Source organism: Streptomyces sp. URMC 127, assembly GCF_051386535.1.
In the GTDB taxonomy this organism is placed as follows: domain Bacteria; phylum Actinomycetota; class Actinomycetes; order Streptomycetales; family Streptomycetaceae; genus Streptomyces.
Genome location: NZ_JBPQTW010000304.1, coordinates 1 through 6,665, shown reverse-complemented (window position 1 = coordinate 6,665; position 6,665 = coordinate 1). Strand labels below are relative to the sequence as shown.

The window sequence follows — 6,665 nt, the reverse complement described above, 5'->3', positions numbered from 1 at the left end:
GGGGTATGAGGGGTGGTTGCGGCGGGGCGGGGATCCGACCGCAGTCGTGGACCCCCGCTGGCCCCTCCGCTAACCACCCATTCCGCCGGACCCTCGCCATGGCGGCTTGTCGCCGTGGCGGCGGGGGGTTTCAGCGGGGCTGAAGCCGCCGGGGGGAGCGAGCGCGCCCCGTCAGGGGCGCGGGGCTGTGTCGATTTGCGGCTCCGCCGCGCGGGCACGACCAGCCACGCAGGGGTCGCGCCCCGCTAGGGGCGCGGGGAACTGCGCGATCAGCCACAGACGGCCCGCAGTCGGCCGACAACCTGCCCGGCAGGCGCGGCCCCGCAGGGAGCCCCGCCCCGGACGGCCGGGCCGTCCGCGCCATCGGAACCGTCAGAACGGATACCACCGCACCCCCGCATCCCCCTCCCTCAAAGACGCCACCCGCCGAGCAAACTCCGTACGGGCCGCCGCGTTCGCCGGCGCATGCTGCGCCACCCACGCGCAGCTCGCCGTCTCCCGGGCGCCCCGCAGGACCCCGCAGCCCGCCCACTCCCGCACGTCCCAGCCGTACGCCCGCACGAAGGCGTCGTAGGCCGCGCCGGGCAGGCCGTAGCGGTCCTTGCTGAGGGCGAGGACGACGAGGTCGTGCTCGCGCAGGTCGCCGGAGAAGGTCTCCAGGTCCACCAGGACGGGCCCGTCCGGGCCCATGTGCACGTTGCGCGGCAGGGCGTCCCCGTGGATCGGCCCGCGCGGCAGGTGCGGGGTCAGCGCGGCGGCCTCCGCCGCGAACGCGTCCCGCCGCTGCCGCAGGTACGCCGCGTCGGCCGGGTCGATCGCCTCGCCCGCCAGCCGCAGCCACCGCTCCACGCCGCCGAGCAGATCCCGCGGCGGCAGGGCGAAGTCCGGCTCCGGCAGGGCGTGGATGACGCGCAGCAGCGCGGCGAGGTCGGCGGGCCCCGCCGGACGCCCGGCGTCGGCCAGGCGGTGCCAGAGGGTCACGGGCCGGCCCTCGGCCACCCGCGGCGCGGGCTCGGCGGCGCGCACCGCCGGCACGCCGTGCCCGGCCAGCCAGGCGGCCACGCGCAGCTCGTGCCGCGCCCGGTCCAGCAGTGAGGCGTCCCGGCCCACCTTGGCGACGAGCCCGCCGCCGGCGAAGACCGCGTTCTCGCCGAGCGAGAGCAGGGCCGCGTCCGCGGGCATCTCCGGCACCGCCGCCGCGAGCAGGGCCCGCGCCCGCTGTTCCGTGAATGCCGTGTCTTCCACCGCGCCCGCCACCGCTTCCCTGCTTTCCGTGCTTTCCGTGTGCACCTTGCCGACCTGCCGACCTGCCGACCTGTCGGCCTGCTGACCTGCCGGTCTGCCACGCTACCGGCTCTCCCGGCAGTGGCCGAAAGTGATCGCCCGGCGGCGCGCCGACCGCGCGGCCGTCCCGGCGGCCCGGAGGCGGCGCTGTTCACCCGGCGTTCTCATCAGCGCTCTCCCCGCGCTCAGTTGATGCCGCGTCAGTGCCCAAATTGCCGCCGTTCAAAGGGTTTTGGCATTACGCAACGACGTTGCCTATGTCACAAAAACCCGAGGGGGTTGAACTGCCCGCGTCAAATCCGACAGGGTTTCGAAGCACCCGGAGCGACCCCTTCCGTCACTCCGGGTGTGCACTGACTCATGCTCAATTCCCCCCACAACAGCACGAGGAGGAAACCTCGTCATGGCAGCACACAAGCGCGCCGGCCGGCGACGGCTGATCCTTGCGATATCCGCCGCGACCGCCGTCACCGCAGGGGCCACGCTCATGGCCCTGCCGGCCGGCGCCGCCCCCGCCCCCGAAGGCACCGTCTACGGCACCGAGTCCAAGGACGCCATCGACGGCAGCTACATCGTCCTGCTGAAGGACGGCGCCGACGCCAAGGGCGGCAAGGAGGGCGTGGCCGCGAAGTCCGTGTCCGCGCAGGGCGGCGACCTCGCCCAGCGGTACGGCGGCAAGCTCGGCCGCACCTACGACTCGGCCGTCCACGGCTTCTCGGCCAGCGGCCTCGACAAGACCGAGGCCAAGCGGCTCGCGGCCGACCCGGCCGTCGCCAAGGTCGTGCAGAACCACCGCTTCAAGGCCACCGCCACCCAGGAGGCCCCACCCTCCTGGGGGCTGGACCGCATCGACCAGACCGAGACCAAGGGCGACGGCAAGTACGCCTACCCCGACGGCGCCGGCGAGGGCGTGACCGCGTACGTCATCGACACCGGGGTCCACATCAGCCACAAGGACTTCGGGGGCCGCGCCTCCTTCGGCTTCAACGCCGTCGACAAGAGCGACAAGGCCGAGGACGACAACGGCCACGGCACGCACGTCGCCGGCACCATCGCCGGCACGGCGCACGGCGTCGCCAAGAAGGCCAAGATCGTGGCCGTCAAGGTGCTGGACGGCCAGGGCTCCGGCTCCACCGAGCAGGTCGTCGCCGGCATCGACTGGGTCACCAAGAACCACAAGGGCCCCTCGGTCGCCAACATGAGCCTCGGCGGCGGCGCGGACGAGGCGCTCGACGCGGCCGTGCAGAAGGCGATCGCCTCGGGCGTCACCTTCGCCGTCGCGGCGGGCAACGAGTCCTCGGACGCGGGCAACAGCTCCCCGGCCCGGGTGAAGGAGGCCATCACGGTCGCCTCCTCCACCAAGGACGACCAGCAGTCCGACTTCTCCAACTTCGGCAGCGTGGTCGACCTCTACGCCCCCGGCTCGGACATCACCTCCGACTGGAACGACAGCGACTCCGGCACCAAGACCATCTCCGGTACGTCGATGGCCACCCCGCACGTGGTGGGCGCCGCCGCGGTCTACCTGTCGGCCCACAAGGACGCCACCCCGGACCAGGTCGCGGCAGCTCTCGTCAAGGGTGCCACTTCGGACAAGATCTCCAGCCCGAGCGCGGGCACGCCCAACAAGCTGCTGAAGGTCACCGAGTAGAACCGGGCAGTCCGCACAGCAGGACAGCAGCACAGCCCATCGGCCGGGCGCCGCGCCCCACCCCCACGGGGCGCGGCGGCCGTGCCGTTCCCGGAATCCCGCGCCGCAGCGGCGGGATCAGGCCGGGCGGCCGAGCGCCGCCCGCAGCCCCTCGGGGGCGGCAGCCCCCGCCACGCCTTCCTCCCGGTAGCGCCGCACCACCAGCGCCACCACCTCGGGTGCCGCCCCCAGCACGTCCGCCAGGACATCCGCGCCGCCCTCCGCCGCCCCCCGCGCGATGCGGTCCGGGAGCCGGCCGGGCGCGAGGACGTACGGGGCGACCGCCACCCGGCGGGCCCCCTCGGCGCGCAGCGCCCGCACGGCGTCCGCGACGCGCGGCAGGGAAGCGGAGGCGAACGCGGGCCGCACGGCGCACCAGCCGGTACGCCGCCACTCCCGCGCGATTGCTGCGATCACCGCGCTCGCCTCCGGGTCGGAGGAGCCCGCCGAGGCCAGGACGACCCCGGTCAGGCCCCGGTCGGGCGTGAGCCCGGCTTCGTGCAGCCGCCGCTCCAGGGCGGCGGTCAGCAGGGGCGACGGCCCCAGCACTCCCGCCTGCCGCACCCGCAGGCGCGGCAGGCATGCTGTTGCCGCCCGCAGCACCGCCGGGATGTCGGCCTTGGCGTGGAAGGCGCGGGTCAGCAGCAGCGGCAGGGCCACCACGTCCCGTACGCCCTCCGCCGCAAGCCGCTCCAGCACCTGCGGCACGCCCGGCACGCAGAAGTCGAGGAAGCCCACCTCGACCCGTACGCCGGGCAGCGCGGCGGCCACCTCCTCCCGCAGGGCGAGGACGGTGGCGGCGTGGCGCGGGTCGCGGCTGCCGTGGGCGACGAGGAGCAGGGGCGGAGCGGTCACCGGGCCGCCGCGGCCAGTCCGCGCGTCCGCAGCACCCGGCGCTCCAGCGGGCTGAAGACGGCCAGGTCGATGGCGATGCCGACGAACAGGATGAGCAGGATCCCGAGCAGGACGCCCGGCATGTCGGAGTCGGTGCGCGCGTTCTCCAGGTACTGGCCGAGCCCCAGCCCCAGGTCGGGCGAGGAGGCGATCAGCTCCGCGGCCATGAGGGACCGCCACGAGAAGGCCCAGCCCTGCTTCAGCCCGGCGATGTAGCCGGGGAGCGCCGCGGGCAGCAGCACGTGCCGGGCGCCGCGCAGCCCCGTCGCGCCCATCGTGCGGCCCGCCCGCAGGTACAGCGGCGGCACCTGGTCGATGCCGGACACCAGGCCGTTGGCGATGGACGGCACCGCGCCGAGCAGGATCACCGCGTACATCGCCCCGTCGGTGATGCCCAGCCAGATCACCGCGGCGGGCACCCAGGCGACCGACGGCAGCGACTGCAGACCGGACAGCACGGGGCCGAGCGCGGCCCGTACGAACTTCACGCGCGCGACGACCAGGCCGAGCGGCGTGCCGAGGGCGAGGGCGGCGGCGAAGCCCAGCAGGCCGCGCGAGACGGACGTCCAGACGATGTCCAGGAGGGTGCCCCGCAGCCACAGCTCCCTGAGGCTGTGCCAGACCGCGGAGGGGTCGGGCAGCTTGTAGTCGTCGGTGACCTCCGCGACGACCAGCAGCTTCCACACCGCGAGCACCAGGACGACCGCGGTGAGCGGCGGCAGGACCTTGTGCAGCAGCACCTTCGCGAAGGGGGTGCGTTCGACCGGCACCGCGTCCAGGGCGTCGAGCCCGGCCTCCAGGCCGGCCAGGTCGTGCGGGCTCCCCGAGGCGCTCCGGGGGCCGGTCTCAGTGCTGGCCATGGCGGCGGATCTCCCCACGCAGTTCTTCGGTGATCTCGACGGACAGGTCCGCCACCGCCGCGTCCTCGATGCGGCGGGGCTGGGGTATGTCCACGGCCCACTGCCGGGCCACCCGCCCGGGCCGGGAGGACAGCAGCACGACGCGCTCCGCGAGCCGCACGGCCTCGCGGACGTTGTGGGTGACGAACAGCACCGACAGCGACGTCTCGGACCAGATGCGGGTCAGCTCGTGGTGCAGCACGTCCCGCGTGATGGCGTCGAGCGCCGCGAACGGCTCGTCCATCAGCAGGACCTGGCTGTCCTGCGCGAGAGCGCGGGCGAGCGCGACGCGCTGCCGCATACCGCCCGACAGCTGGTGCACCCGCTTGCCGTACGCCCCCGAGAGCCGTACGAGCTCCAGGAGCCGCTCCGCCTCCGCCCGCCGCTCCGCGCGCGGCACGCCGCGCAGCCGCAGCGCCAGCTCGACGTTGCGGCCGGCGGTGAGCCACGGGAACAGCGCGTGCTCCTGGAACATCAGGGCCGGGCGCCCGCCGGGCACGTCGATGCTGCCCGCGGTCGGCCGGTCCAGGCCGGCCACCAGGTTCAGCAGCGTCGACTTGCCGCAGCCCGAGGCCCCCAGGAGGCACACGAACTCGCCGGGGCGCACCTCCAGCGAGATGTCGTCCAGCACCGGCTGGGCAGCGCCGGGCCGGCCGAAGGACTTGTGGACGTGCTCGATGCGGACCGCCGCGGGCTCGCGGTCCACGAGCCCGGTCGTGCCGGTCTTGCCGGTCTTGTCGGTCGTCACTGCCGGGGCCATCCGGTCACCTCCTGGTGATGGGGCGGATACGAGGGGCGGGCGGCTACTGCTTGCCGAGCTTCGCGGCGTCCACCGCGGGCCTGCCCTCGGCCTTGAGGACCTTGTTGAGCAGCGTCAGGTCGTAGATGCCGGACAGGTCCGGCTGCTCCAGGAGGCCCGCCGACACGGCGTTCGCGGCCTCGGTCCGCAGGGTGGCGGCCAGGGGGTCGTCGAGGACCTCGATGCTGCGCCACGCCGGGTGGAGGATCTCCGCGGGCAGCTCCTTGCCGGAGAGCTTCTTCAGCGCGGCGTTCGCGGACGCCTCGGCCTTGTCCGGGTTCGCCTTGATCCAGGCGTTGGTCCGCACGGAGCCGCGCAGCACGGCCTCGACCACGTCGGGGTGCGCGTCCAGGAACTTCTGCGACACGACCACGTTGGTGATGACGAACTTCTTCTCCGGCCACAGATCCGCCTCGTCGAGGAGCACCTTGCCGCCCTCGGCGACCAGCTTCGACGCGGTCGGCTCGGGCACCCACGCCCCGTCCACCGAACCGGACTTGAAGGCGTCGGGCGTGACCTTGTTGTCCGTACGGACGACGGAGACGTCGCCCTTGCCGCTCTGCGGATCGGTCTTCCAGCCCTGCTGCGCGATCCAGTGGAGGAACGCCACGTCCTGCGTGTTGCCCTTCTGCGGGGTGGCGATCCGCTTGCCCTTCACGTCCTCGGGGGACGTGATCTTCCTGGGGTCGACGACGAGCTTCACCCCGCCCGAAGCCGAGCCCGAGACGATCCGCAGGCTCTTCCCCTTGGACTTCACGTACCCGTTGATCGCGGGGGAGGGGCCGATCCAGCCGATGTCGATGGAGCCGGCGTTGAGCGCCTCGATCTCGGACGGCCCGGCGTTGAAGGTCGTCGAGCGGAGCTTCGTGCCGCCCAGCTCCTTCTGGATCAGCCCTTCCTGCTCGCCGACCAGCGGGGTGGCGTGGGTGATGTTCGGGAAGTAGCCGATCCGTACGGTGTCGGCCGAGAGCTTCTTCGCGTTCCCCGTCCCGCCCGCGGGCCCGGCGGCGGAGTCCTTCTGCGAGCCGTAGCCGCACGCTCCGAGGGCGAGGGCCAGCAAGGGGAGGGCGGCGAGGGCCGTGAGGGCACGGCGGCGGGC

The 6,665-nt window shown here is 73.8% G+C and carries 6 protein-coding genes; 1 reads left to right on the top strand and 5 read right to left on the bottom strand.

The features are described from left to right. Positions 1 to 372: 372 nt before the first annotated feature. Positions 373 to 1,182 (bottom strand): phosphotransferase enzyme family protein, encoded by an 810-nt coding sequence (locus ACSNOH_RS32595; RefSeq protein WP_436725062.1) that lies wholly within the window; start codon positions 1,180 to 1,182, stop codon positions 373 to 375. A 505-nt stretch (positions 1,183 to 1,687) separates the two neighbouring features. On the opposite strand from ACSNOH_RS32595, the gene ACSNOH_RS32590 reads away from it, so the two are divergent. Continuing rightward, positions 1,688 to 2,935 (top strand): S8 family peptidase, encoded by a 1,248-nt coding sequence (locus tag ACSNOH_RS32590; RefSeq protein WP_436725061.1) that lies wholly within the window; start codon positions 1,688 to 1,690, stop codon positions 2,933 to 2,935. A gap of 117 nt (positions 2,936 to 3,052) precedes the next feature. Here the strand turns inward: ACSNOH_RS32590 and ACSNOH_RS32585 are convergent, their stop codons facing one another. The 4 genes from ACSNOH_RS32585 to ACSNOH_RS32570 form a co-directional block, all read right to left on the bottom strand. Beyond that, the gene (locus tag ACSNOH_RS32585) at positions 3,053 to 3,829 is read right to left on the bottom strand and encodes a sirohydrochlorin chelatase (protein WP_436725060.1); all 777 of its coding nucleotides are present in this window, start codon (positions 3,827 to 3,829) and stop codon (positions 3,053 to 3,055) included. Then, a complete protein-coding gene (locus ACSNOH_RS32580) occupies positions 3,826 to 4,728 on the bottom strand; it encodes an ABC transporter permease (protein ID WP_436725059.1) in 903 nt (300 codons plus the stop codon). Before ACSNOH_RS32580 ends, ACSNOH_RS32585 begins: the two co-directional genes overlap by 4 nt. Then, a complete protein-coding gene (locus ACSNOH_RS32575) occupies positions 4,715 to 5,527 on the bottom strand; it encodes an ABC transporter ATP-binding protein (RefSeq protein ID WP_436725058.1) in 813 nt (270 codons plus the stop codon). Before ACSNOH_RS32575 ends, ACSNOH_RS32580 begins: the two co-directional genes overlap by 14 nt. 43 nt (positions 5,528 to 5,570) lie before the next feature. After that, the coding region (locus ACSNOH_RS32570) for an aliphatic sulfonate ABC transporter substrate-binding protein (RefSeq protein WP_436725057.1) at positions 5,571 to 6,665 on the bottom strand (1,095 nt) is incomplete at its 5' end.